This window comes from Limnohabitans sp. MORI2 (genome assembly GCF_027925025.1).
Lineage (GTDB): Bacteria > Pseudomonadota > Gammaproteobacteria > Burkholderiales > Burkholderiaceae_C > Limnohabitans.
The window spans coordinates 2,278,249-2,303,751 of record NZ_AP027058.1 but is presented as its reverse complement, the minus strand read 5'-3'; the positions used below and the strand labels follow the sequence as shown (position 1 = coordinate 2,303,751).

General features: G+C 53.6%; 31 protein-coding genes, 1 tRNA gene and 1 pseudogene. 24 read left to right on the top strand and 9 right to left on the bottom strand.

What is annotated here, in order from left to right:
• From hisA to pdxA, 14 genes are all read left to right on the top strand, one after another.
• On the top strand, positions 1-741 hold the full coding sequence (gene hisA / locus QMG27_RS11050; protein WP_281811303.1) for a 1-(5-phosphoribosyl)-5-[(5-phosphoribosylamino)methylideneamino]imidazole-4-carboxamide isomerase: 741 nt from the start codon (positions 1-3) through the stop codon (positions 739-741).
• Between the two features lie 65 nt (positions 742-806).
• Positions 807-1,646 (top strand): D-hexose-6-phosphate mutarotase, encoded by an 840-nt coding sequence (locus tag QMG27_RS11045; protein WP_281811302.1) that lies wholly within the window; start codon positions 807-809, stop codon positions 1,644-1,646.
• Between the two features lie 18 nt (positions 1,647-1,664).
• On the top strand, positions 1,665-2,465 hold the full coding sequence (hisF, locus tag QMG27_RS11040; RefSeq protein WP_281811301.1) for an imidazole glycerol phosphate synthase subunit HisF: 801 nt from the start codon (positions 1,665-1,667) through the stop codon (positions 2,463-2,465).
• A 247-nt stretch (positions 2,466-2,712) separates the two neighbouring features.
• A complete protein-coding gene (locus QMG27_RS11035; protein WP_281811300.1) occupies positions 2,713-3,552 on the top strand; it encodes a hypothetical protein in 840 nt (279 codons plus the stop codon).
• A gap of 42 nt (positions 3,553-3,594) precedes the next feature.
• On the top strand, positions 3,595-4,137 hold the full coding sequence (locus QMG27_RS11030) for a hypothetical protein (RefSeq protein ID WP_281811299.1): 543 nt from the start codon (positions 3,595-3,597) through the stop codon (positions 4,135-4,137).
• Between the two features lie 183 nt (positions 4,138-4,320).
• Entirely contained in the window at positions 4,321-4,710 is a 390-nt protein-coding gene (gene hisI / locus QMG27_RS11025) for a phosphoribosyl-AMP cyclohydrolase (protein ID WP_281811298.1), read from the top strand.
• Between the two features lie 5 nt (positions 4,711-4,715).
• Positions 4,716-5,084 (top strand): phosphoribosyl-ATP diphosphatase, encoded by a 369-nt coding sequence (locus QMG27_RS11020; protein ID WP_281811297.1) that lies wholly within the window; start codon positions 4,716-4,718, stop codon positions 5,082-5,084.
• The gene (locus QMG27_RS11015; RefSeq protein WP_281811296.1) at positions 5,084-5,446 is read left to right on the top strand and encodes a histidine triad nucleotide-binding protein; all 363 of its coding nucleotides are present in this window, start codon (positions 5,084-5,086) and stop codon (positions 5,444-5,446) included. Before QMG27_RS11020 ends, QMG27_RS11015 begins: the two co-directional genes overlap by 1 nt.
• A gap of 33 nt (positions 5,447-5,479) precedes the next feature.
• Positions 5,480-5,710: a Sec-independent protein translocase subunit TatA gene (tatA, locus tag QMG27_RS11010; RefSeq protein ID WP_108281767.1), complete on the top strand. Its 231-nt coding sequence runs from the start codon at positions 5,480-5,482 to the stop codon at positions 5,708-5,710.
• A 19-nt stretch (positions 5,711-5,729) separates the two neighbouring features.
• Positions 5,730-6,203: a Sec-independent protein translocase protein TatB gene (gene tatB, locus QMG27_RS11005; protein ID WP_281811295.1), complete on the top strand. Its 474-nt coding sequence runs from the start codon at positions 5,730-5,732 to the stop codon at positions 6,201-6,203.
• The gene (tatC, locus tag QMG27_RS11000; protein WP_281811294.1) at positions 6,196-6,966 is read left to right on the top strand and encodes a twin-arginine translocase subunit TatC; all 771 of its coding nucleotides are present in this window, start codon (positions 6,196-6,198) and stop codon (positions 6,964-6,966) included. The genes tatB and tatC overlap by 8 nt, the downstream gene beginning before the upstream one ends.
• An 18-nt stretch (positions 6,967-6,984) precedes the next feature.
• Positions 6,985-8,133, top strand: coding sequence for a trypsin-like peptidase domain-containing protein (locus tag QMG27_RS10995; RefSeq protein ID WP_281811293.1), 1,149 nt, complete (start codon positions 6,985-6,987; stop codon positions 8,131-8,133).
• Between the two features lie 9 nt (positions 8,134-8,142).
• Positions 8,143-8,910 (top strand): Nif3-like dinuclear metal center hexameric protein, encoded by a 768-nt coding sequence (locus QMG27_RS10990; protein WP_281811292.1) that lies wholly within the window; start codon positions 8,143-8,145, stop codon positions 8,908-8,910.
• The gene (gene pdxA / locus QMG27_RS10985; protein WP_281811291.1) at positions 8,907-9,959 is read left to right on the top strand and encodes a 4-hydroxythreonine-4-phosphate dehydrogenase PdxA; all 1,053 of its coding nucleotides are present in this window, start codon (positions 8,907-8,909) and stop codon (positions 9,957-9,959) included. Before QMG27_RS10990 ends, pdxA begins: the two co-directional genes overlap by 4 nt.
• A 4-nt stretch (positions 9,960-9,963) precedes the next feature.
• Here the strand turns inward: pdxA and mscL are convergent, their stop codons facing one another.
• Positions 9,964-10,374, bottom strand: coding sequence for a large conductance mechanosensitive channel protein MscL (mscL, locus tag QMG27_RS10980; protein ID WP_281811290.1), 411 nt, complete (start codon positions 10,372-10,374; stop codon positions 9,964-9,966).
• 149 nt (positions 10,375-10,523) lie between these two features.
• Here mscL and petA point away from each other — a divergent pair, with 149 nt between their 5' ends.
• The 6 genes from petA (at position 10,524) to QMG27_RS10950 (ending at position 14,602) form a co-directional block, all read left to right on the top strand.
• Positions 10,524-11,120 carry a ubiquinol-cytochrome c reductase iron-sulfur subunit gene (petA, locus tag QMG27_RS10975; RefSeq protein WP_281811289.1) on the top strand — a complete coding sequence of 199 codons (597 nt, stop codon included), beginning with the start codon at positions 10,524-10,526 and terminating at the stop codon, positions 11,118-11,120.
• Between the two features lie 11 nt (positions 11,121-11,131).
• Positions 11,132-12,541 carry a cytochrome bc complex cytochrome b subunit gene (locus QMG27_RS10970; protein ID WP_281811288.1) on the top strand — a complete coding sequence of 470 codons (1,410 nt, stop codon included), beginning with the start codon at positions 11,132-11,134 and terminating at the stop codon, positions 12,539-12,541.
• A gap of 20 nt (positions 12,542-12,561) precedes the next feature.
• A complete protein-coding gene (locus QMG27_RS10965; RefSeq protein WP_281811287.1) occupies positions 12,562-13,305 on the top strand; it encodes a cytochrome c1 in 744 nt (247 codons plus the stop codon).
• 96 nt (positions 13,306-13,401) lie between these two features.
• The gene (locus QMG27_RS10960; protein ID WP_108358321.1) at positions 13,402-14,013 is read left to right on the top strand and encodes a glutathione S-transferase N-terminal domain-containing protein; all 612 of its coding nucleotides are present in this window, start codon (positions 13,402-13,404) and stop codon (positions 14,011-14,013) included.
• 5 nt (positions 14,014-14,018) lie between these two features.
• A complete protein-coding gene (locus QMG27_RS10955; protein ID WP_281811286.1) occupies positions 14,019-14,495 on the top strand; it encodes a ClpXP protease specificity-enhancing factor in 477 nt (158 codons plus the stop codon).
• 31 nt (positions 14,496-14,526) lie between these two features.
• Positions 14,527-14,602: transfer RNA gene (locus tag QMG27_RS10950), tRNA-Thr, on the top strand.
• Positions 14,603-14,663: 61 nt separating this feature from the next.
• On the opposite strand, the gene QMG27_RS10945 is transcribed toward QMG27_RS10950, so the two are convergent.
• Complete coding sequence (locus QMG27_RS10945) at positions 14,664-15,050, bottom strand: hypothetical protein (RefSeq protein WP_348773619.1); 387 nt, start codon at positions 15,048-15,050, stop codon at positions 14,664-14,666.
• A 112-nt stretch (positions 15,051-15,162) separates the two neighbouring features.
• Here QMG27_RS10945 and secA point away from each other — a divergent pair, with 112 nt between their 5' ends.
• Genes secA through mutT form a run of 4 tightly spaced genes read left to right on the top strand, consistent with a single transcriptional unit; the run spans position 15,163 to position 20,511 of the window.
• Positions 15,163-17,907, top strand: a complete 2,745-nt coding sequence (gene secA, locus QMG27_RS10940; protein ID WP_281811285.1) for a preprotein translocase subunit SecA — start codon at positions 15,163-15,165, stop codon at positions 17,905-17,907.
• A gap of 6 nt (positions 17,908-17,913) precedes the next feature.
• Positions 17,914-19,155, top strand: a complete 1,242-nt coding sequence (argJ, locus tag QMG27_RS10935; protein WP_281811283.1) for a bifunctional glutamate N-acetyltransferase/amino-acid acetyltransferase ArgJ — start codon at positions 17,914-17,916, stop codon at positions 19,153-19,155.
• Positions 19,155-20,036, top strand: a complete 882-nt coding sequence (locus tag QMG27_RS10930; protein ID WP_281811281.1) for an ATP-binding protein — start codon at positions 19,155-19,157, stop codon at positions 20,034-20,036. Before argJ ends, QMG27_RS10930 begins: the two co-directional genes overlap by 1 nt.
• 4 nt (positions 20,037-20,040) lie before the next feature.
• Positions 20,041-20,511, top strand: coding sequence for an 8-oxo-dGTP diphosphatase MutT (mutT, locus tag QMG27_RS10925; RefSeq protein WP_281811279.1), 471 nt, complete (start codon positions 20,041-20,043; stop codon positions 20,509-20,511).
• A gap of 14 nt (positions 20,512-20,525) precedes the next feature.
• Here the strand turns inward: mutT and QMG27_RS10920 are convergent, their stop codons facing one another.
• The 7 genes and pseudogenes from QMG27_RS10920 to QMG27_RS10890 form a co-directional block, all read right to left on the bottom strand.
• Positions 20,526-20,726 carry a DNA gyrase inhibitor YacG gene (locus QMG27_RS10920; protein ID WP_281811277.1) on the bottom strand — a complete coding sequence of 67 codons (201 nt, stop codon included), beginning with the start codon at positions 20,724-20,726 and terminating at the stop codon, positions 20,526-20,528.
• Between the two features lie 3 nt (positions 20,727-20,729).
• Positions 20,730-21,482, bottom strand: coding sequence for a cell division protein ZapD (gene zapD / locus QMG27_RS10915; protein WP_281811274.1), 753 nt, complete (start codon positions 21,480-21,482; stop codon positions 20,730-20,732).
• Positions 21,483-21,554: 72 nt separating this feature from the next.
• Positions 21,555-22,172 (bottom strand): dephospho-CoA kinase, encoded by a 618-nt coding sequence (gene coaE, locus QMG27_RS10910; protein WP_281811273.1) that lies wholly within the window; start codon positions 22,170-22,172, stop codon positions 21,555-21,557.
• A gap of 21 nt (positions 22,173-22,193) precedes the next feature.
• On the bottom strand, positions 22,194-22,697 hold the full coding sequence (locus tag QMG27_RS10905; RefSeq protein ID WP_281814624.1) for an A24 family peptidase: 504 nt from the start codon (positions 22,695-22,697) through the stop codon (positions 22,194-22,196).
• Positions 22,698-22,700: 3 nt separating this feature from the next.
• Positions 22,701-22,997 (bottom strand): annotated as a pseudogene (locus QMG27_RS10900) (prepilin peptidase); the annotation flags it as partial.
• Positions 22,994-24,208: a type II secretion system F family protein gene (locus QMG27_RS10895; protein ID WP_281811271.1), complete on the bottom strand. Its 1,215-nt coding sequence runs from the start codon at positions 24,206-24,208 to the stop codon at positions 22,994-22,996. The pseudogene QMG27_RS10900 and the gene QMG27_RS10895, both read right to left, overlap by 4 nt.
• The gene (locus tag QMG27_RS10890) at positions 24,201-25,418 is read right to left on the bottom strand and encodes an ATPase, T2SS/T4P/T4SS family (protein ID WP_281811268.1); all 1,218 of its coding nucleotides are present in this window, start codon (positions 25,416-25,418) and stop codon (positions 24,201-24,203) included. The genes QMG27_RS10895 and QMG27_RS10890 overlap by 8 nt, the downstream gene beginning before the upstream one ends.
• Positions 25,419-25,503 lie beyond the last annotated feature (85 nt).

Genomic DNA, 25,503 nt, shown 5'->3' with positions numbered 1-25,503 from the left:
ATGTATCTCATTCCCGCCATTGACCTCAAAGACGGACACTGCGTGCGCCTCAAACAAGGTGACATGGAGCAATCCACCACCTTCGGCGAAGACCCCGCGCAAATGGCGCTCAACTGGGTGGCCAAGGGTGCGCGTCGCTTGCACTTGGTGGACTTGAACGGTGCGTTTGCTGGCACGCCTCAAAACAAGGCCGCCATCAAAGCCATTTTGAAAGCAGTGGGTCACGATATTCCGGTGCAGTTGGGTGGCGGCATTCGCGACCTCGACACGATTGAAAAATACATCGATGCTGGCTTGCAATACGTCATCATCGGCACCGCCGCCGTGAAAAACCCCGGCTTCTTGCGTGATGCGTGCAGCGCCTTTGGCGGCCACATCATCGTCGGCCTCGATGCCAAAGACGGCAAAGTGGCGACCGACGGTTGGAGCAAGCTCACAGGTCACGACGTGGCCGACCTCGGCAAGAAGTATGAAGACTACGGTGTCGAGTCCATCATCTACACCGACATTGGCCGCGATGGCATGCTGACAGGCATCAACATTGACGCCACCGTCAAGCTGGCCCAAGCCGTGTCTATCCCGATCATCGCCTCGGGCGGCTTGTCCAACATGGCCGACATTGAGCAACTCTGCGCCGTCGAAGACGAAGGCGTCGAGGGCGTCATTTGTGGCCGTGCCATCTACAGCGGCGACTTGGACTTCCAAGCGGCGCAAGCACGTGCGGATGAATTGAACGGCTAAATGCCTAGAGCGCCCTTTGTGGCGCTTTGGGCGATGCGAACCACACGTTTTACTTTGATCGCGCTATGCCCACCCTCAGCTCTGTGAATTTTCAAGGCTTGCCTTGCCACCAACTGGCTTTGCCCAACGGCGACAGCGTGCTGGTGGCCGAGCAGGGCGCGCATGTGTTGTCGTGGGTGGCGCAAGGGCGCGAACGCATGTTCTTGAGTCCTGCCAACAAATGGGATGGCCGCAGCGCCATTCGCGGAGGTGTGCCCGTGTGCTGGCCTCAGTTCAACATGCGCGGCACCTTGCCCAAGCATGGCTTTGCCCGTAACAGCCAGTGGCAGTTGGTCGGCTCTGAGCTTCACGCAGCCGCCTCACAAATCACTTTTGAATGGCGCAGCAGCAATGAAACACGCGATGTTTGGCCGCAAGACTTTGTGGTGCAACTGAGCGTGCATCTCTCGGCTGGCAGCTTGCAACTCGACTTGCAGGTAAACAACACCGACACGCAAGCCTTGCAGTTCACAGGCGCGTTGCATACCTATTTCGCGGTAGATGACATAGACCTCACCGACTTGCAAGGCTTGGGTGGTCTCGAAGAATGGGACGCCGTGGCCGATGTACACGGCATGGCCGACGACGTGCTGTACTTCGATGGCGAGTTTGACCGTGTCTACACCGCATCGACGCAGCCCTTGCGCCTGCAAGACGGCCAAGGCAGTTTGCTGATTGAACAAAGCCCCACTTGGGCCAACACCGTGGTGTGGAACCCTGGTGAAGGCAAATGCGCCGGCCTGGCTGACATGCCCCGCGATGGCTTTGCCCACATGTTGTGCGTCGAAGCCGCGCAGGTCTACACACCCGTGCAAGTGCCAGCAGGCGGCCAATGGTCGGGCTGGCAACGTTTGACGGTTTCTTGAAATTGAATGTGAATTTTTATGCTGGCTAAGCGCATCATCCCTTGCTTGGACGTGACCGGTGGTCGCGTGGTCAAAGGCGTCAACTTTGTGGAGCTGCGCGACGCAGGTGACCCCGTAGAAATTGCCGCACGCTACAACGACCAAGGCGCTGACGAGCTCACCTTCTTGGACATCACCGCCACCAGCGACGCCCGCGATGTGATTCTTCACATCATTGAAGCCGTGGCCAGCCAAGTGTTCATCCCTCTCACCGTGGGCGGTGGTGTGCGCACCGTCGACGACGTGCGCCGCATGCTCAACGCTGGCGCTGACAAAGTGAGCTTTAACTCAGCCGCCATTGCCAACCCTCAAGTCATTCGCGATGCGTCGGCCAAATACGGCGCGCAGTGCATCGTCGTGGCCATCGACGCCAAACGTCGCACCGCAGAAGACGAACAACGCGTGGGCGCCAACGGCTTGCCCGTCGGTCCCGGCTGGGATGTGTTCAGCCACGGTGGCCGTAAAAACGTGGGCTTAGATGCTGTGGCATGGGCCAAACAAATGGCCGACTACGGCGCAGGCGAAATCTTGCTCACCAGCATGGACCGCGACGGCACAAAGAGCGGCTTTGACTTGCAGCTCACCCGCGCTGTGTCCGACCTCGTGCCCGTGCCTGTGATTGCATCAGGCGGCGTGGGCAACCTAGACCACTTGGCCGATGGTGTGCAACAAGGCGGCGCTGACGCCGTGCTGGCCGCGAGCATCTTTCACTACGGCGAGTACACCGTGCAGCAGGCGAAAGAGCGGATGCGGAAGCGTGGGATTCCGGTACGGCTGTAATAGTTCGGGCACCTGCAATGTAGAAGCGCTATGTTTTTGTATTTTGTAAATCTCAATAGGTATATTTATTGATATTTTTAAAGTTATAGTATCTATATTGAATACACTTACGCAATGGATTCAACGCATGGACTACCAGAGGTGAGCCAATGATGTTGCTGAATTTTTCGCATAGCGTGCAGCCATGTTATTCAGTAGACGTCAGCTCGTTTACTTTAAAGTTAGATTGCATAAATTGCCGCAACGTATGGACAGTAACAATGATGCGCCGAAGCCTACCTGCTTCGTCATTCAAGCTTTCGACAATGGAAAGTACGATCGTCGGTATCTCGAGACAGTTAAACCTGCACTTGAGAAGGCTGGAGTGGACCCACAGCGCGCCGACGAGATTCTCGGTTTGAATCCCGTTATTGACAAGATAGAGCGTGCTATCGAGGCAGCCGCTATTTGCATAGCAGAAGTTTCTGAAGACAACCCTAATGTTTGGTTGGAGCTGGGATATGCGTTGGCGATGAATAGGCCAGCGGTAATCTTGTGCGATAAAGCTGTTAGGACGCGGCTTCCTTTCGATATTCAGCATCGCCCCGTTATTCTTTATCGTACTGATTCCAAGAGTGGATATGAAGATTTGGAGCGTGACATTGTTCGCTTAGTCAAGAATCAGCTCTCAACGGAGCAGCGAATTTCATCGTCCCTTACCTTAAAGCCAGGCAGCCTAGCGCCTGTTGATCTTGAGAAGTACGAGGTTTCAGTCCTCACACTTGCATTCGCATTTTGGCCGACGCCAGTTGGAAGTATTTCGCATTGGGATCTCGAGCAGAAGCTTAAGGCAGAGGGTTTTAATGATGTGGCGCTTGCCCTTGGAATTACTGGGCTAATGAGGCGCGGTCTGATTCTTGAGCGAATAGTGGAGGAGAGTTCTGGATTCGATACTCAAGACGTTAAGCACTACCAAGTTACGCCAGAAGGAATTCGTTGGGTTGAAGGGCATAGAGACATACTGACGCTTACAGCGCAGAAATCGAAGCGCCTAGGCGCTCGGCCTGTATCTGGTTTCGTTGAAATGGATGATGAAATTCCTTTCTGAAAAGCCCAGTGGAGGTGATATTGATCAACTTGAATTTAGTCCATGCAGATGATGCTGCGGAATACTGAATACCTTGGATATCTTCGGGAACGCCAGGCAAGTACGTCAGTTGGTGCCTCGACTGCGCGTGGAATGGGGCCGAGAGGAACGATTCACGCGGCTCGCACTTTTCTTGGGAAATTGCAGATAGAACGTTTTCACAAGCAGTCTGAGGCCGAGTTTCTGGCAGAGTTGGATAAGGCAACTAATGAACTGAAAGTAAGTCTCCCGAAGGGGGCGCAGACGTGGGGTAGTACCAGAAAGTTTCTTAATATTTTTCTTCGAGGGTGCGCCTATAACAAGTACCTTTCTGCTCACCATAAGTTGCAGTTGATACAGGCTTGGTTAGAAGTGCCACTTGATAGTCATGTTGCGAAGGGACTCAAGCAAATTGCAGGTCGAGGCAAACTGCCTCGTTGGCCTGGGGTTATTCATCTACAGTCTAAAGACAGTGCGCTGTTTCAGAATTTTGCTGCTGAAGTCGCACGTATTGATGGCGTCAATAAGGTGGACCTAGATGTTAAATTTTGGCGTCGCGTAAGCTAGCTTCATCATTTCACATAACCACAGCGAGTAGTCTCGTAGATATGCGTAACGAATCGTTAGTCAGTGCAACTACGAGGACAGTCGCAATTGGGTGATACACCTCGTCGGTTTCGTAAAACAATCTATACACATAGAAATGTGGCAAAGCTATGTGATGACAGCTTGCCTTAAGATCACCCCCCTATGAATTGGCTAGACAACATCAAATGGGACGACAAGGGGCTGGTGCCCGTGATTGCCCAAGAAAAAGACAGCGGCGACGTGCTGATGTTTGCGTGGATGAACCGCGAGGCGTTGCAAAAAACGGCTGAGCTCAAGCGTGCTGTGTATTTCAGCCGCTCACGCAACAAGCTGTGGTTCAAGGGCGAGGAGTCGGGCCATGTGCAAACGGTGCACGACATTCGCATGGATTGCGACAACGACGTGGTGTTGCTCAAGGTGACTCAAGAGGGGCACACGCCCGGCATTGCCTGTCATACTGGCCGCCATAGCTGTTTTTATCAGCGCTTAGAAGGTGACGCATGGCATGCCTGCGAGCCTGTGCTGAAAGACCCCGAATCGATTTACAAGTGAACGTCATGACTAACCAAGACATTCTTGACCGCCTCGCGGCTGTGGTGGAAAGCCGTAAGCCCGCCAACGGTGGCGACCCCGAAAAAAGCTATGTGGCTCGCCTGCTGCACAAAGGGCCCGATGCCTTTTTGAAGAAGATTGGCGAAGAGGCCACCGAAACCGTGATGGCCGCCAAAGATGTGGACCACGGCGGTGACGCCTCTAAGCTAGTGTACGAAGTGGCCGACCTGTGGTTCCACAGCATGATTGCTTTGGCGCACTATGGCCTCACACCCGCCGACGTGGTGAACGAGTTGGCGCGCCGCGAAGGTTTGAGCGGCTTGGAAGAAAAAGCTTTGCGCAAAGCGCAAGCCCGCGAAGCGGCAGGGGAGTGATGAGCGTGACAGACGAGAACTGCATTTTTTGCAAAATCATTGCGGGCAAGATTCCCTCGCGCAAGGTGTATGAAGACGAGGAGTTGTTTGCGTTTCACGACATCAACCCTTGGGCGCCTGTACATTTTTTGATCATCCCTAAGTTGCACATTCCATCGGTGGCACATGCCACGTCAGAGCATGAGGGCTTGCTGGGCCGCATGATGTTGCTGGCGCCTAAGCTGGCTTTGCAAGAGGGGTGCAACCCTTACCCCGAAGGCGGGTTTCGTATCGTGACCAATACGGGCGCGGAAGGTGGGCAAGAAGTCCACCACATGCACTGGCATGTCATGGGGGGACCCCGCCCATGGCTGCGCGGCTGATTAGAATTGACTGAGTAAATTTAGGAGTTCCACATGGGTTCGTTTTCAATTTGGCATTGGCTGATCGTGTTGCTGATCGTCATCATGGTGTTCGGTACCAAGAAGCTCAAGAACTTGGGCTCTGACTTGGGCGGCGCTGTGAAGGGCTTCAAAGACGGCATGAAAGACGGCAGCGCGCCTGCGGAAGACAAGCCAGCCGCGCCTGCTGCCGCTGTGTCTGCCGACAAAAACACCATCGACGTTGAAGTCAAAAACAAGTCTTAATTGCTGTTGATCGCTCGCTTTGTTTGATCTCGACTTTTCCAAAATCGCGGTGGTTAGCGCGGTGGCCTTGGTGGTCATCGGGCCTGAGCGCCTGCCAGGTGTGGCTCGCACATTGGGCACGATGATTGGCAAAGCCAAGCGTTATGTGTCGGATGTCAAGGCTGAGGTCAACCGCACGATGGAGCTCGAAGAGCTCAAGAAGATGAAAGAGACGATGGAGTCTGCGGCCCGTGATGTGGAGCACTCCGTTCAAACCACGGCCAGCGATTTTGAAAAAGACTGGGCCGAGACCACGGCGGGTTTGTCGTCTGACCATTACGAGCCGTTGGCCCCGCCGCCACCGACGTATGAAAACCCAGGCAAGAAATGGCGTCTCAAGCGAGGCGCTGTGCCGCATTGGTACAAGGCCCGTCAAGGTGTGCGCACCAAAGCGCTATCTGGCGCAGCCCGTGTGGCGCGTTTTCGCCCTGTGAAGCGTTCTGAACATGTCTGATCACTCCCCCCAAGACGAACTAGCTGGCACCGAGCAGCCGTTTGTGCAGCATTTGATTGAGCTGCGTGACCGTTTGGTCAAAGCCACGATTGCCGTGTTGGTGGCGGGTGCTGCCTTGGCCATCTATCCCGGCCCCGCTGAGTTGTACGACTTGCTGGCTGCGCCCTTGGTGGCACAGCTGCCAGAGGGCGGGCACTTGATTGCCACGTCAGTCATTTCGCCTTTTTTGGTGCCGTTGAAAATTTTGTTGATGACGGCATTCTTGATGGCGCTACCCGTGGTGCTCTACCAAGTGTGGGCATTTGTGGCGCCTGGTTTGTATTCGCACGAAAAGAAATTGGTGCTGCCTTTGGTGGTGTCGAGCACCGTCTTGTTTATGGTGGGTGTGGCGTTTTGCTACTTCTTCGTGTTCGGCCAAGTGTTCAAGTTCATCCAAAGTTTTGCGCCCAAAAGCATCATGGCTGCGCCTGACATCGAGGCGTATTTGGGCTTTGTCATCAGCATGTTCATCGCCTTTGGCTTGGCGTTTGAAGTGCCCATCGTGGTGATTGTGTTGGCCCGCATGGGGGTGGTGACGGTGGAGAAGCTCAAAGACTTCCGCTCGTACTTCATCGTGTTGGCCTTCATCATTGCGGCCATCGTGACGCCGCCCGATGTGGTGTCGCAGCTGGCGCTGGCGATTCCCATGTGCATCTTGTATGAGATTGGCATTTGGGCCGCGCAACTCTTCATCAAACACACGCAAGCGCCTGACGCCGAATAAGCGAAACGCAAACAGACCATGAAACGTCAATGGTTGTTGTTCTCTCAAGTGGTCACTGTGTTGGTGGCCATCTGGTTTGTGTTGGTCACCTTAAAGCCCGAGTGGGTGAACTCACGATCTTCGGCAGTGACTTCTGGTGTGACGCTGATTGAAGCCGCTCCTAACGCTTCTGGCACAACCATGCCCGGTAGCTACAGCCCGGCTGCCAAATTGGCTTCGCCTGCCGTGGTGAGCATCGCCACCACGCAAGCCATTGCTCCCGCTCATCCTTTGCAAAACGATCCGTGGTTTCGCTTCTTTTACGGTGACCGTGAAGACGAACCGCCACAGCAAGGTTTGGGCAGTGGCGTTATCGTCAGCCCTGAGGGCTACATCCTCACCAACAACCATGTGATTGAAGGCGCGGCCGAAATTCAAGTCACGCTCAGCGATAGCCGCCGTACCACTGCGCAATTGATTGGTGCGGACCCCGATACAGACCTCGCGATCTTGCGCATCAAACTTGACCGCTTGCCCGTCATCACATTGGGTAACTCAGACACGGCGCAAGTGGGGGACCGCGTGCTGGCCATTGGCAATCCGTTTGGCGTGGGGCAAACCGTGACGAGCGGCATTGTGTCTGCCTTAGGCCGCAACCAGCTGGGCATCAATACGTTTGAGAACTTCATCCAAACCGATGCCGCCATCAACCCCGGCAATTCAGGTGGTGCGTTGGTAGATGTGAACGGTAATTTGATTGGTATCAACACAGCGATCTATTCGCGCTCCGGCGGCAACATGGGCATTGGCTTTGCCATTCCTGTGTCGACAGCTCGCCAAGTGTTGGAAGGCATCGTGCGCGATGGGCAAGTGGTGCGCGGCTGGGTGGGTATTGAGCCGATGGAACTCACGGCTGAATTGGCAGAGACGTTTGGTTTGAAGCAAACCGAAGGCGTGATCGTCACGGGGGTGTTGCAAAGCGGGCCTGCGGCCAACGCGGGGCTGCGTCCCGGTGACTTGCTGCTGAAAGTGGCGGGACAGCCTGTGAAAAATGTGGGTGAGTTGTTGACGCAAATTGCAGCGCTTACGCCTGGTAAGCCTGCCAAGCTCGAAGTTGTGCGGCGTAACCAAACCGTCACGCTCGATGTAACGCCCGCGCAACGCCCTAAACCTAAGATCCAAAAGTAAGGCCGCACGATGAGCCAAACCGCCACCCGCCAAGCTTTGCTGAATGCCTGCAACGACTTGCTGCAGCCTGCGCGTTTCAAAGACTATGGCCCCAATGGATTGCAAGTCGAAGGTGCAGACACTGTTCGCCACATCGTGTCGGGCGTGACCGCCAGCCGCGCATTGATAGAGGCTGCGATTGAGGCCAAGGCCGATGCCATCTTTGTGCACCACGGTTTGTTTTGGCGCGGTCAAGACGGCACGGTGACGGGCTGGATGAAACAACGCTTGCAGTTGCTACTGGCGCACAACATCAACTTGTTGGCCTACCACTTGCCGCTCGATGCACACCCCGAGTTGGGCAACAACGCGCAGCTAGGCAAACGTTTGGGCCTGCAAGTGCAAGGTGCGTTTGGTGAACAAGATTTAGGGCTGTGGGGCACACATGCCGACGGCCAAGCATTTGCCAATGTGAATGCGTTGGCTGCTGTGGTGTCTACAGCCTTGCAACGCGAGCCTGTGGTGGTGCAAACGCCTACACGCGAAATTCGCAAAGTGGCGTGGTGCACGGGCGGTGCCCAAAGCTACTTCGAAGCGGCCATTGCAGCGGGTGTGGATGCGTTTATCACAGGTGAAATTTCAGAGCCGCAAGCGCACTTGGCCCGTGAAACCGGCGTGGCGTTTTTGGCCTGTGGTCATCACGCCACCGAGCGTTATGGTGCGCCTGCAGTTGCCGCGCACGTTGCCGAGCAACTGGGTATCACACACCAGTTCATCGAGATTGATAACCCCGCATGACCTTCAAGCCAATGGTCATCACGATGGGCGATGCGGCGGGCATTGGCCCAGAGATCATCGTCAAAGCATTCCGTGATGCACCAGAGCAAATGCAAGGCTGCGTGGTGGTTGGCGATTTGGCGGTAATGCAACGTGCGGCCTTGCTCTTGGCACAGTGCGAGCTGCCCCCGCCCCCCATGCAAATTCAACAGGTGCATGACATCCGAGAGGCTGCGAATATCACCGCGCCTTGCACGATTCCTTTGCTGCAAGTCACGCCGCCTCTTAGCGCTGATCAGTTGCCAGCGTGGGGCAAGGTGAGCGCCACTGCGGGTAAGTTAGCCGCAGACTGCGTGGTGTGGGCTGCTCAAGCTGCGCTGCGCGGCGATGTGTCTGCTGTGGTCACGGCACCTTTGCACAAAGAGGCCTTGCACGCGGCGGGTGTGCCATTTCCGGGGCACACCGAAATGTTGCAAGCCTGTGCTGCCGAGCATGCTGGCGTGGCGGTCGACGATATGCCTGTGCGCATGATGCTGGCCAATCCTGAGCTGAAAACCGTGTTGGTCAGTATCCATGTGTCACTGCGCAAAGCGATAGAAGCTGTGACTGTCGACAATATTTTGCAGACCCTGCGCATCACACATGCCGCCGAGTTGGCTGTGACAGGTCGAGCCCCACACATGGCGGTGGCAGGCTTGAATCCTCATGCCGGTGAGGGTGGATTGATGGGGCGTGAAGAGCTAGACATCATCATTCCTGCGTTGCAGCAAGCGCGTGCAGAAGGCATGTGGGTGAGTGGCCCGTTCGCGCCAGACACCGTGTTCATGCGTGCACGCGCCAAGAACGGCCAAGCGGGTGAGTTTGATGTGGTGATTGCGATGTACCACGACCAAGGTTTGATTCCAGTGAAGTACCTGGGTGTGGAGCAGGGAGTGAATGTGACCTTGGGCCTGCCCTTGGTGCGCACAAGCCCCGATCACGGAACTGCATTTGATGTGGCAGGCATGGCCAACGCGGATGCCTCTAGCTTGTTGGCAGCTGTTGCGATGGCGCAGGCCATGTGCCGCTGATTTTTTACTTTTTGAGGCTGTCGCGAATATCACGCAACAGCAAAATCTCTTCTTTCGTTTCCGCATCGGGGTTGGCATTACCTTTGAGGCGACTGATTTGTTTGATCATTAAGAAAATGATGAAAGCCAAAATCACAAAGTTCACAGCCACGGTGATGAAGTTGCCGTAGGCGAAGACGGGGACCCCAGCTTTTTTCATCGCATCAAGCGTCATGGCGGTGCCTTCAGGCGCATGTCCCAAGACCAAGAAGAAGTTAGAAAAGTCGAGGTGGCCAATAAAGGCTGCCACGATGGGCATGATCAAGTCGTTCACTGCCGAGTCAACAATTTTTCCAAATGCTGCGCCAATGATGACGCCCACGGCCAAATCAATCACATTGCCGCGGATCGCAAATGCCTTGAACTCTTTCAACATATCAACTTCCTTGTGTGTATTAAAGTATTCGAATTATCGCAGTCTTACCCCGAGCTTGCAGTGGAAGCACTTCGAATTAATGAGGCGCATGTGGCGGTCAGCTACAATAAATAGTTAGCCCAACCAGTGATGATTGTTTGAGGAATCCCATGAGTGACACCCCAGTAGACACCAGTAAACGCACGTGGCTGATTGCCTCGACATGCGCCGGTGCAGTCGGTGGTGCAGCAGTTGCTGTGCCCTTCGTTAGTACATTCCAGCCCTCCGAGCGTGCCAAAGCCGCCGGTGCCGCGGTTGAAGTCGATATCTCTGCCCTGAAACCAGGCGAGAAAATGACTGTGGAATGGCGCGGTAAGCCCGTGTGGGTCGTCAAGCGCACGCCTGAGCAAGTCGAGTCTTTGAACAAGACCGAATCTCAATTGGCTGACCCTGCTTCTGATCGCAAGGCTTATCCAATTCCTGCTTACGCGAAGAACCAACACCGCTCGATCAAGCCCGAAATTTTCGTGGCTGTCGGCATCTGTACCCACTTGGGTTGCTCGCCTTCCGATAAATTCCAAACCGGTGCGCAACCTTCGTTGCCAGCTGATTGGCAAGGTGGCTTCTTGTGCCCATGCCACGGTTCGACGTTTGACATTGCAGGTCGCGTGTTCAAAAACAAGCCTGCACCCGATAACCTCGAAATCCCGCCACACATGTATCTGTCTGACACCAAGTTGCTCATTGGTGAAGACAAGAAAGCCTGATAGGACGCACCATGGCTGAATTTAAAGAAATCTCTCCGAACGCCAGCGCTGGCGAAAAACTGCTCAACTGGGTGGACAACCGTTTTCCTTTGACTAAGATGGTCAAAGAACACGTGTCTGAGTACTACGCACCCAAGAACTTCAACTTCTGGTACTTCTTTGGCTCGTTGGCCATGTTGGTGCTGGTGATTCAAATCGTGACCGGTATCTTCTTGGTCATGCACTACAAGCCTGATGCCAACTTGGCATTTGCTTCTGTTGAATACATCATGCGCGACGTGCCATGGGGCTGGTTGATCCGCTACATGCACTCCACTGGCGCTTCTGCGTTCTTCATCGTGGTGTATTTGCACATGTACCGTGGTTTGATCTACGGCTCATACCGCCAGCCACGTGAATTGGTGTGGGTGTTCGGCTGTGCCATTTTCTTGGCATTGATGGCTGAAGCCTTCATGGGTTACTTGTTGCCTTGGGGCCAAATGTCCTACTGGGGCGCACAAGTGATCGTGAACTTGTTTGCTGCTGTGCCTTTCGTGGGCCCCGACTTGGCTTTGCTGATTCGTGGTGACTACGTGGTGAGCGATGCCACTTTGAACCGCTTCTTCAGCTTCCACGTGATCGCTGTGCCACTCGTCCTATTGGGCTTGGTGGTGGCGCACATCATCGCGTTGCACGAAGTGGGTTCTAACAACCCAGACGGCGTCGAAATCAAAGGTCCTAACGCACCGAAAGATGCCAACGGTCATCCACTCGACGGCGTGCCTTTCCACCCTTACTACACCGTGCACGACATCTTGGGCGTGAGCGGCTTCTTGTTGGTGTTCAGCGCTGTGATCTTCTTCGCACCTGAGTTCGGTGGTTACTTCCTCGAATACAACAACTTCATCCCTGCCGATCCATTGAAGACACCGTTGCACATTGCACCTGTGTGGTACTTCACGCCCTTCTATTCGATGTTGCGTGCGATCACCAGCGAAATGATGTACGTCTTGATCGCTTGCGTGTTGGCTGGTGCCTACTTTGGTGCTGTGAAAACCAACTTGCCAAAAGTGCTCAAAGCTGGCGTGGTGGGTGCGGCTGTGTTCGTGTCCTTGCTCATGCTCTCGATCGATGCCAAATTCTGGGGCGTGGTCGTGATGGGTGGTGCTGTTGTGATCTTGTTCTTCTTGCCATGGTTGGACCACTGCGCTGTGAAGTCGATCCGCTACCGTCCTGATTGGCACAAGTACATGTACGGCGTGTTCGTGGTGAACTTCGTTGTCTTGGCTTACTTGGGCGTGCAGCCACCTTCACCTGTTGGTGAGCGTGTGTCTCAACTCGGCACCTTGTTCTACTTTGGCTTCTTCTTGTTGATGCCCATCTGGAGCCGCATCGGTGAGACCAAGCCAGTGCCAGACCGCGTCACTTTCACGCCTCACTGAGATTCACGGAGAACATAACCATGAAAAAAATCATTCTCAGCTTGGCATTGACCCTCGGTGTGGTGGCTGGTGCGCAAGCATCTGGCGACAGCATCGCTTGGGACAAAGCGCCTAACAAAATCAACGATCAAGCCGCCTTGCAAAATGGCGCCAAGATCTTTGTGAACCACTGCTTGAACTGCCACTCAGCCGCTTTCATGCGCTACAACCGTTTGAAAGACATTGGTTTGACTGAGCAACAGATCAAAGACAACTTGTTGTTCACGACTGAAAAAGTCGGCGACACCATGAAATCCAACATTGACCCTAAACAGGCTAAAGAGTGGTTTGGTGCAACGCCTCCTGACTTGACCGTGATCGCACGTTCACGCGCTGGCCACAATGGCACAGGTGCAGACTACCTCTACACCTACATGCGCACGTTCTACCGTGACGAAACCAAAGCCACAGGCTGGAACAACTTGGTGTTCCCGAATGTGGGTATGCCTCACGTGCTGTGGGAACTGCAAGGCGAACGCCGTGCTGTGTTCGAGTCACACGACGGTCAACAAGTCTTCAAAGGCTGGGAACAAATCAAGCCAGGCAAGTTGTCTGAAAAAGAGTACGACGAAGCCATGGCTGACCTCGTTGGTTATCTGACATGGATGGCTGAGCCAGCACAAACCACACGTACACGTTTGGGTGTGTTTGTGTTGTTGTTCTTGGCTGGCTTTATGTTCATCGCATGGCGCTTGAATGCTTCCTACTGGAAAGACATCAAGTAATTTGCGCAAATTCGGCAGCGGGCCTTGTGCCCGTTGTCACCTCACGGAGTGACAGGTTTGCCTGCCACTCTTTTTGATTTTTAGGAGCTGCCCATCATGATGGTGCTTTATTCGGGAACCACGTGTCCCTACTCACATCGCTGCCGTTTTGTCTTGTTTGAAAAAGGCATGGATTTTGAAATTCGCGATGTTGATCTTTACAACAAGCCCGAAGATATCAATGTGATGAATCCATACGGTCAAGTGCCAATCTTGGTTGAGCGCGATCTGATCTTGTATGAATCGAACATCATCAACGAGTACATCGATGAGCGTTTTCCACATCCTCAGTTGATGCCTGGTGATCCTGTTGAGCGTGCTCGCGTGCGTCTGTTCTTGTTGAACTTCGAAAAAGAGTTGTTCACACACGTGTCGACATTGGAGTCTCGCGCGGCCAAAGCCAACGACAAAGCGTTGGAAAAAGCACGTGCACACATCCGTGACCGTTTGACTCAGTTGGCCCCCGTGTTCTTGAAAAACAAGTACATGTTGGGTGAGAACTTCTCCATGCTCGATGTGGCCATTGCACCGCTGTTGTGGCGCTTGGATCACTACGGCATCGACTTGTCGAAGAATGCTGCACCTTTGCTCAAATATGCAGAGCGCATCTTCTCTCGTCCTGCCTACATCGAGGCGTTGACGCCTTCTGAAAAGGTCATGCGCAAGTAAGTCGTATGTTGAACGCTCCAGACGCATCTTCAACCCGTCCCTACCTGCTGCGTGCTTTGCACGAGTGGTGCACGGACAGTGGTTTCACGCCTTATGTGGCGGTCTTGGTTGACGAGACTGTGCAAGTGCCGATGGAGTACGTCAAAAACGGTGAGATTGTGTTGAACGTGGGCTATGACGCCACGGCTGGCATGACACTGGGTAATGAATACATTGAATTCAAAGCCCGCTTTGGTGGCGTGCCGCGTGACATCATCATTCCGGTGAATCGTGTGATGGCGATTTATGCCCGTGAAAACGGACAAGGCATGGCTTTCCCCATGAGTGTTGCTTCTGATGCAACGCCAGTGCCTAAAAAATCTTCTCCTGCGCGTCCTGTGTTGAGCGCGGTAGAAACGCCCCATTCCGAAGATGTGCCAGATGATGAGCCACCAACGCCCACATCACCAGCAGGACGTCCAACACTCACGCGTGTGAAATAAGACGAAGAAGTTAGGTTAGAATACTGCCTGCGCCGCTTTAGCTCAGTTGGTAGAGCACCCGCCTTGTAAGCGGTAGGTCGTCAGTTCGAATCCGACAAGCGGCACCAAAATAAAACCCGTTACGCCTTTGGCGTAGCGGGTTTTTCTTTTCGTCGGTGCAATTCCACGTCAGCGCGTCGTGTTGACCTTGACGCGAATGGTGTTCACATCCCAGCCTTTGGTGCGCAAATGCGCGCACAAAGCGGGTAGGGTTTGGCGCAGCTTGGCTGCGACAGCGCTGTTCGGTACCAACAGACACCACACATCGCCTTCTACGCCGCCGGATTGAACCAAAGAACGCAGAGAGGTTGGAAGTAAGGGGGCGATGGCTTTGAGTCGGTTTTGCGTGTCACGCGCTACGGCTGAAAAATGGGCCAAAGTAGGTGCTGAGTCGACCACTTGTTCGACAGTTTGTGATCTGCCACGTACGGACACCTTCGCTCGCGGAGGGGCGTTGTAACCCAAAGCGCGATAGGCAGCTAACGTGTCTGGATGTGGGGTAGAGCGAGTGGCCATGCAGTAATTATGGGGCGGCTGACGGTTAAAATTCTCGGCTTCTATCAAGCCTTACAAAAAGGATTTTGCGACCCTTGTTTTCAGCTGAAAGCAAGACCTTCGCAGTGCTCGCATGGCTCTTTCTTTCCTGACTCATATTTTTGGTAGCCGCAACGAGCGCCTACTCAAGCAATACCGCAAAACTGTCGCGCAGATCAATGCGTTGGAACCTTCGTTGGAGAAGCTCAGCGATGACGCCTTGCGTGGCAAAACTGACGAGTTCAAATCACGCATCGCCCAAGGCGAAACCTTAGATGCATTGCTGCCCGAAGCTTATGCCGTGGTGCGTGAAGCCTCAAAGCGCGTGATGAAAATGCGCCACTTCGATGTGCAGTTGTTAGGCGGTATCGCCTTGCACCAAGGCAAGATTTCTGAAATGCGCACAGGCGAGGGTAAAACCCTCACGGCCACTTTGCCGGTGTACCTCAATGCCCTCACGGGCAACGGTGTGCATGTGGTGACCGTGAACGACTATTTGGCCAGTCGCGATGCCCAGTGGATGGCACGTTTGTACAACTGGCTCGGTTTGTCGGTGGGCATCAATTTGCCGCAAATGCCGCGCGAAGAAAAACAAGCCGCCTACCGTGCTGACATCACCTATGGCACAAACAACGAATACGGCTTTGATTATTTGCGCGACAACATGGTCTATGAAGCCAATGACCGTGTACAACGCAAACTCAACTACGCCATCGTGGACGAGGTGGATTCCATCTTGATCGACGAAGCACGCACACCGCTCATCATCAGCGGTCAAGCAGACGATCACACGGCGCAATATGTGGCCATCAATCGCATCGTGCCCTTGCTCAAGCGTCAAATCGGTGAAGAAGATCCGCGCACAGGCGAGGGCATCATCGAACCCGGTGATTTCACGGTAGATGAAAAAACGCATCAAGTGTTCATGACCGAACAAGGCCATGAAAATGCAGAGCGCATCTTGAGTGCCAATGGCTTGTTGCCAGAGGGTGCGTCCTTGTACGACCCAGCCAACATCAGCTTGATGCACCACCTGTACGCAGCCTTGCGTGCCAACCACTTGTACCACCGCGACCAACACTATGTGGTGCAAAACGGTGAGATCACCATCGTGGATGAGTTCACAGGTCGTTTGATGGCAGGCCGCCGCTGGAGCGATGGCTTGCACCAGGCGGTGGAAGCCAAAGAAGGTGTCGAGATTCAAGCCGAGAACCAAACGCTTGCGTCCATCACCTTCCAAAACTATTTCCGCTTGTACGCCAAGCTCGGCGGTATGACGGGTACGGCAGATACCGAAGCCTACGAATTCCAAGAAATCTACGGCTTGGAAACTGTGGTGATTCCACCCAACCGTGTGAGCAAACGCGAAGACCAATTGGACCGTGTTTACAAAACCACCGCAGAAAAATACAAAGCCGCGATTGACGACATTCGCGAATGCTACGAGCGTGGTCAACCGGTGTTGGTGGGTACCACTTCGATTGAAAATTCAGAGTTGATCTCTGAGATGCTCGACAAGGCCAAGCTGCCGCATCAAGTGTTGAATGCCAAACAGCACGCCAGCGAAGCGACCATCATTGCGCAAGCTGGCCGCGCCAAGATGATCACGATTGCCACGAACATGGCAGGTCGTGGCACGGACATCGTGCTAGGCGGTAACGTTGAAAAAGCCATTGCTGATGTGGAAGCTGACGAATCATTGGACGCTGCTGAGAAGCAAAAGCAAATCGATGCATTGCGTGTGCAGTGGGGTAAAGATCATGAGCAAGTCAAAGCCTTGGGCGGCTTGCGCATCATTGCCACAGAGCGTCACGAATCACGCCGCATTGACAACCAATTGCGTGGTCGCTCGGGTCGTCAAGGTGATCCAGGCTCATCGCGTTTCTATTTGAGCTTGGATGACTCCCTCATGCGCATCTTTGCCGGTGAGCGTGTCAAAGCCATCATGGATCGTTTGAAGATGCCTGAAGGCGAAGCCATTGAAGCTGGCATCGTGACACGCAGCATCGAAAGCGCGCAGCGCAAAGTCGAAGCACGCAACTTTGACATTCGCAAACAATTGCTGGAATACGACGATGTGTCCAACGACCAACGCCGTGTGATTTACCAACAACGCAACGACATCTTGGATGCTGCCGATTTGACCGCTCAAATCGCGAGCTTGCGTGAGGGCGCGTTTACTGATTTGGTGCGTCAGTATGTGCCGGAAGAATCGGTGGAAGAGCAATGGGACATCGTTGGCTTAGAGCGTGCCTTGTTGAATGAGTGGTTGATTGAATTGCCATTGCAAGCGACTGTGCAACAAGCCTCAGCGATCACCGATGAAGAAATTCTTGAGCAAGTGATTGAAGCTGCGCATGCAGCATTCCAAGCCAAACTCGACCGTGTGGGCATTGAGCAGTTCACGCCCTTTATGCGTGTGGTGCTGTTGCAAAACATTGACAGTCATTGGCGCGAGCATTTGGCGGCCTTGGACTATTTGCGCCAAGGCATTCACTTACGAGGCTACGCCCAAAAGCAACCCAAGCAAGAATACAAGCGCGAAGCGTTTGAGTTGTTTGGTCAGTTGCTTGACCTGGTCAAGAATGAAGTCACTCGCGTGTTGATGACGGTTCGTATTGAATCCAATGAACAAATCGAGCAAGCCGCCACGGAGTTGGAAGACCGTGCAGAGAATTTGCACAACGTCACCTACACCGCGCCTGATGAATCCGGTCAAGCGGTGATCACAGCCGACGAGGCCACCTTTGCCGCGCAAATGCCGCCCGTTGGTCGCAACGATCCATGCCCCTGTGGCAGTGGTAAGAAATACAAGCAATGCCACGGTAAGTTGGCTTAAATCAACATGTCAGTTCATCTCAATCCTCCCAATCCCGCTGATTTGCACGCCATTGCAGGTGTGCGCATAGGCGTCACGCAAGCTGGTATTCGCAAAGCAGATCGCAAAGATTTGACGGTTGTGTTGATCGACGAAGGTGCGTCGGTGAGCGGTGTGTTCACGCAAAACCGTTTTTGCGCTGCACCTGTTCAGGTGTGTCGTGAGCATTTGGATGCGGGACAAGGTATTCGCGCCATGGTGGTGAACACGGGTAACGCCAATGCAGGTACGGGTGAAGAAGGCCTCAAACGTGCCCGCGAAACTTGCGTTGCATTGGCCGAAGCTCTGCACATTTCGCCTAACCAAGTGTTGCCGTTTTCAACGGGCGTGATCATGGAGCCTCTGCCGCACGACCGCATCATTGCAGGCATGCCTGCGGCTATTGCAGCCGCTGGTCAAGCGGGCAGTGCGCAGCAATGGGCCGATGCCGCAGAGGGCATCATGACGACTGACACCGTTCCCAAAGCCGCCAGTACGCAAGTGAAAATTGGCGAGGCCACGGTCAGTGTGACTGGTATCAGCAAGGGCGCTGGCATGATTCGCCCGAATATGGCCACCATGTTGGGCTATGTGGCCACCGATGCCTGTGTGGCACCCATGCTGATGAAAGAGCTGTCTTTGGCTTTGGCTGAGGGGTCATTCAACCGCATCACGGTAGATGGTGACACGTCCACCAACGACTCGTTTGTGGTCATTGCCACCAACAAAGCCAACCACGCCCCCATCACCAGTTTGCAAAGTGCAGAGGGCCAAGCCTTGTTGCAAGCGATGTTGCAAGTGGCGCGTCAACTGGCGCAAGCCATCGTGCGCGATGGTGAAGGCGCGACCAAATTCATCACGGTTCGCGTGGAAGGTGGCAACACCAGCGCGGAGTGCCGCCAAGTGGCCTATGCGATTGCACATTCGCCTTTGGTGAAAACTGCTTTCTTCGCCAGTGATCCTAATTTAGGACGCATCTTGGCGGCGGTGGGTTATGCCGGCATCACCGACCTCGATCAAACGGGTATCGATTTGTATTTGGACGATGTGCATGTTGCGATCCAAGGTGGCCGTCACCCTGAGTATCGCGAAGAAGATGGTCAGCGTGTGATGAAGCAATCTGAAATCACCGTGCGTGTGGTTTTGGGTCGAGGCACTGCCAGCGACACTGTGTGGACTTGCGATCTGAGCCACGACTACGTCAGTATCAATGCTGACTACCGAAGCTAATGACAGACACGCTCCACCCCCTTGAACGCTTGGTGCAACGCGCCGAAGCTTTGATGGCTCGCATTGAGCAAGTGCTACCTCAGCCCATGGCTGAGCCTGATTGGTCAGCCAGCGTGGCCTTTCGCTACCGCAAGCGCAACAACGGTCGTGGTGGCTTAGAGCCCGTGCGTCATGTCGCCAAACTTGCTCTGACTGACTTGCAAGAGATCGACGGACAGAAAGAAAAAATTCAGCGCAATACCGAACAGTTTGTGAAGGGCTTGCCTGCCAACAATGTGTTGCTCACGGGTGCGCGTGGCACGGGTAAGTCATCGCTCATCAAGGCTTGCTTGAATGAATATGGCTCCCAAGGCCTGCGTTTGATTGAGGTCGACAAAGACGACCTGACCGACTTGCCCGACATCATCGAGTTGGTGTCTGAGCGCCCCGAAAAATTCATGATTTTTTGTGATGACTTGAGCTTTGAAGATGGCGAGCCAGGCTACAAAGCGCTCAAGTCGATCTTGGATGGCTCCATCGCAGCTGCAACCCCCAATGTGTTGATCTACGCCACCAGCAACCGTCGCCACTTGTTGCCCGAGTACATGAAAGAAAACCTCACTTACACGCACACCGATGATGGTGAGGTGCATCCAGGTGAGGGCGTAGAAGAAAAGATTTCTCTGTCCGAGCGTTTTGGTTTGTGGGTGAGCTTCTACCCGTTTAGCCAAGATGAATACCTTGCCATCGCTGCACAGTGGTTAGCTTCATTTGGCATCAAGCCAGCTGAAATTGAAGCGGCTAAGCCTGAGGCCTTGGTCTGGGCATTAGAGCGTGGCTCGCGTAGCGGTCGTGTGGCGTTTCAGTTTGCACGCGACTACGCGGGCAAACACGCAGCCTAAGGCGATGTCCCACCTAGAAGTGCGCGTGGTCGATGCGGACCAACCGCGATCAGCTGATCGACGTTTGGTTCAAGTGGCGGTAGGTGTGTTGCTGCGTGCTGACAACGCGTTCTTGCTGACGAGTCGCCCAGAGGGCAAAGCTTATGCAGGCTATTGGGAATTTCCGGGGGGGAAGCTCGAAGCAGGTGAAACCGTTGAGCAGGCGTTGCGTCGCGAACTGCAAGAAGAAATTGGCATCACCATTCAAGACTGCACCGTGTGGAAAACCGAGCGCATTGACTATCCACATGCGCTGGTGCAACTGAATTTTTGTCAAGTGACCCAATGGACGGGCGAGCTGCAGATGCTGGAGTCTCAGTCGTTTGCTTGGCAGCAATTGCCTGTTGATGTGAAGCCCGTGTTGCCTGGCACCTTGCCTGTGCTGCAGTGGTTTGCACAAGAGCGCAATTTCACGGGAGCCACACACAGCGATTGAGCTGCGTCAGCGGCTCAGTGCAGCGGCGTATTCTCGAAATCTGCGTCGTCTTGTGGGGTTTCGTCGGGTAACCGGTGTTCTTCGTTGGCCCAAGCGCCTAAGTCAATGTTGCGGCATCGTTCGCCGCAAAAGGGGCGGTATTTGTTGGCAGTCTCGTAGCGGCTAGGGCCGCCACATTGGGGGCATACGACGATGCGAACCTCAGCGTCGTTCATGACTTAAACGCAAAGAGCCATTTCAAAAGGCACATCGTCTGTGCTGTGTTGCAAACGACCGTCACCATCTTGACGCATCATGCGCACCCAAATCATCAAGCGGTTGCCACTGATTTCTGGGATGAAGCCCAACGCAGGATCAATCGCGACACGCATGAGTTGGAACTTGCCTTGTGCCAAAGATTGTTGGAATTGACCGCCCATGGCCATCATTTTTTGCGTTGTGCCCGTGTCGCGCATGAGCGAGAGCAACAGATTCACTGAATCTTTCATGGGTTGGAAGACTTCGAACCAACGCAAGATGTCTGCACGGCGCACATCGGGGCTGAGTTGTTGCCACGCATGGTAAGCAGGCAAATCAAAGCAGCAAGTGCCACCAGGAATAGCCACACGGTTGCGAAGTGCGCTGAGCCACTCGTTGTCGATGATGTTTTGGCCAATCTTACCCACGGGCCCATTCAGACCGGTGAAGCAGTGATCGATGCTGTCGAGCAGTTGTTGTAGTGCTGTTTCGGAAACAGATGGGTTACCGCGCAGTGCACTGAACTGCTGTTTATGACGTTCCAAGTCTTTTAAAACGTCTGATTTCAAATCGGTACGTCCGCCGGCTTCTACCAACTCGAACAACGTGGTAAGCGCAAAGTGGTTGTCCACGGGGTGATCGCGAGAGGTAAGCTCTTCAAAACGCTGAAACAGGTGTTCCAAGCGCAGGTAAGTGCGCACACGTTCGTTGAAGGGATGTTCGTACAGAATCACGCGAAAACGGGTCAGAAATGGACGTTAGTAGTTATGAGGATCATACCCGTTTAGGTGGTGTTTTCTTTAGGTTTAAGTCGGGGCCAGCGGCAGATCGTGCACACAAGCTCGCAACTCATCCAAAGAGATGCCATCGTTGTGAATGGTCCAGTCAGCCGCCGTCAGTTTTTGGGAGCGAGGCGCCTGTGCAGCCATGATCTGTAGAACGGTTTCTCGGCTCAAATCATTGCGAGCCATGACGCGTTGAATTTGTGTTTCGGGTGCACAGTCAACCAGTAAAACGAAGTCGACTTGGGCACGCCAGCGAGACCCCGACTCGATCAGCAAAGGTACGTCAAAAACCAGTGTGCGAGCCCCTTGATCAATGGCTGCTTGTGTTTGACGCTGTGTTTCCAAGGCCACTAAAGGATGAATGATGGACTCGAGTGTTTGTTTGGCTGTTGAATCACCGAACACACGGTCTCGCATGCGCTCACGGTCAAGCGTGCCCTCAATGGTGATGAAGTTTGCGCCGAAGGTCTTGGCGATTGCAGGAAGTGCTGCACCGCCTTTCGCTGTGGTTTGGCGAGAGATGGCGTCCGCATCGATGACTGTGGCACCTCGTTTAGCAAGCATCTGAGCCACTGTGCTTTTGCCGCTGCCAATGCCGCCAGTTAAACCGATGCGAAGAAGAGGAGGCGTGAGAGTCATGTTGCAAGTCTATGCAAAAAATCACCAATTCATCCACATGGCAATCGGCTCAATGCCAATGACAGCCACAACAACGCCTCCTATGGCCAAGAAAGGTCCAAACGGCACATGCCCTTCTTCAGTTAAACGTTGGTTCGATTGGAGCCATAGCCCGACCATCGCACCGCTGACGCTGGCCAAAATAACGACGGGCAGCAAGGCCAGTGGCCCAAGCCATGCGCCAAGACCTGCCAAGAGTTTGAAGTCGCCTGCGCCCATCCCGTGCTTGCCGGTGATACGTCTAAACGCAGTGGCGACACTCCACAGTGAAACATAGCCTGTGGCAGCGCCCCAAACAGCCTGTGTCACTTCTAGTTGAGTCCATCCGAATGAGGCAGCGAGGAGTCCGAGCCAAACCAAGGCTTGCGTGAGCACATCGGGTAGGAGTTGTGTTTGCCAGTCGATGGCGGAGGCGGCTAGCAGCAGCGTGAAGCAAACGGCCCAAGCAAAGCCTGCGGCATGGCAGCCTTTCCATCCTATGCACATCAACCAAATCAGAGCAGTTGTGATTTCGATAAGGGGATATCGCCAAGAAATGCGTTCTTGGCAAAAACCACAACGTCCTTTGAGCCAAAGGTAACTCACCACGGGGATGTTGTGCCACGCTTTAAGTGTTGAGTCGCAATGCGGACAGTGTGATGCTGGCCAGCACAAGTCATAGCGCAACGAAGGGGACGTGTTTTGGTCCGCGGACAAGATCATGCGAGGAAGTCGGTGGATAAGTACATTGACAAAACTCCCGAAGAGCAATCCCAGCACAGCAGTCAGGATATTGCACGCTGTCATACCACTTGTCCCAGCTGAAAAATTGGAAGATACAAAGCCATGACTAATCCACCGATCAACACACCCAACACCACCATGATGAAGGGTTCTAAGAGTGTAGACAGTCGAGCGACTGTGTGTTCTACCTCTTGTTCGTAATGTTCTGCAGTTTTTTCTAGCATCTGTTCTAGTGCACCTGCTTCTTCGCCAATGGCACACATTTGAATCAACATCTGTGGAAACAAGCCTTGCGAATTGTCAAGTGCATGAGACAGGCGCTCTCCTTGAATGAGTCGCGCCTGAATCTCCCGAGTGGCATTTTGAAACAGCAAGTGTCCTGTCACGCCTTGTGCGGCATCAAGTGCTTCTGTCAGAGGGATGCCTGCTGCAAACAATGTGGCTAATGTTCGACTCCATCGTGCGGTGCAGGCGTGGCGTGTCAATGGCCCAGCGACCGGTAACTGTAAGAGTCGTTTGTGTAGGGTGTATTGCCATGTGGGATGTGTGGCAAGCATGCGTTTGAAGCCAATGCTTGCCACTAATAAAAATAAGAATAGACCAATGCCATGGTCTTGCAAGGCTTGACTCATGCTGATCACAGCCTGAGTTAACCACGGGAGTTCAGCTCCAAAAGAAGAAAAGATATTTTGAAAGGCAGGCACCACAAACCACAAAATCAAAACCAGCACGCCCACTGCAATACTCAATACCGCCACAGGGTAGACCAAGGCGGAACGAATGTTGGCATGCAATGCGTTTGATTTTTCAAGATGGATGGCTAAACGCAACAGCATGGTGTCGAGCATGCCAGTTAATTCGCCTACAGCCACTAAGTTGCAATACAAGGCATCGAATTCTGAATGTTGACGTAACGCCAAATTCAAGGCTGCGCCACCTTCGATTTGCGTGCGTAGACTTCGCAAAGTCTGAGCCAAGGCGGTGTTACTTTCGCTGCGTTCCAAAATGTCAAGGGCTTGCAGCAAAGGTACGCCAGCATGAAGCAATGTCGCCAACTGTCGTGTGAGTTGGGTGACATCACGTACAGAAACTTTCTTCGAGTGTCGAATGCGTAACCACGAGGGGATGTGCAGCTGCTTGCTGATACTTTTGGCACGAATGCGTTGTTGCCTAAGAAAAAACCGTACTTCTTCTGAGCTGTGGGCTTCAAAAGTACCTCTTACGGATTGGCCCTTACGGTCGATGCCTCGCCATACGTAGTGATGTTTAGTCATGGTGCGTCAGCGCCATGATTTCTTCCATGGATGTGAGGCCTTGCATGACCTTGACCCACCCTGCTTGGCGCAGTGTCCGTACACCTTCATGCGTGGCTTGAGCAGCCAAGGCGTGAGTATCACTGTCTCGCATGATCAGTGCTTGCATCTCATGGCTGATCGGAAGAACCTGATAAATGCCAATACGTCCTTTGTAACCTTGGTCACACAATGCGCAACCTATGGCTTTGTGTGGCATCGCTTGCGAGCGCAGAGCCGCTGGGATCGTTCGCAGATCTTGGTCATTTAAATTACTCAAGAGAAACTCGGTTTCTGACGCATCCATCGCTTGCTTGCAATGCTCACACAAACGACGCACTAAGCGCTGAGCTGTCACCAGACTCACGCTGGCTGCAACATTGAATGCTGCGATGCCCATATGCCGCAAACGGGCCAATGTCCCAGTGGCATCGTTGGTGTGCAAGGTGGATAAAACCAAATGCCCTGTTTGTGCAGCTTGGATGGCGATTTCTGCGGTTTCCAGATCGCGTATTTCACCCACCATGATCACGTCTGGGTCTTGACGTAAAAGCGCACGAAGTGCACTTGCAAATGTCAACCCTGCACGTTCATTGATGTTGACCTGATTGGCTCCCGGAAGGTGAATTTCCGAAGGGTCTTCAACTGTGGAAATGTTGATTTCATGACGATTGAGCAACTCAAGGCAGCTATACAAAGATAAGGTTTTGCCTGAGCCGGTTGGTCCTGTCATCAAAATTAAGCCGTGAGGCTGTCCGAGGGCTTGTATTAACTTGGCGCGTTCATCAGGTTCATAACCCAGAGCGGCCAAACCAGGACGTTCACGGCTGTAGTTGAGTATGCGGACGACAATTTTTTCCCCATAAACAGTCGGCAATGAGCTAATGCGCAAATCCACGGTTTGTCCCAGATGGGGATATTGAATTCGTCCGTCTTGAGGCAGCCGTTTTTCAGCAATGTCCATACGAGCTAAAACTTTGATGCGAGATACGACGGCATCTCTGAGTGTCAGCGCAGGCGTTGCTGCTACCCGCAGGATGCCATCAATGCGAAATCGTGCGCGAAAGAAATCTTCACCACTTTCAAAGTGAACATCCGATGCACCTTGAAGTAGCGCTTGTTGCAGTAAGTCGTCTAGTGTGTTGACGGCGTTGTCAGTCGGCATGGGTATACGGCACTCGCGTTGGGACAAGATGCTATTTGTCGCTTGAAAAATTCAGCGTGTGTGGCAGTTGCCGTTACAAATCTGACGATGCAGGTGCTTTGCATGAAATACG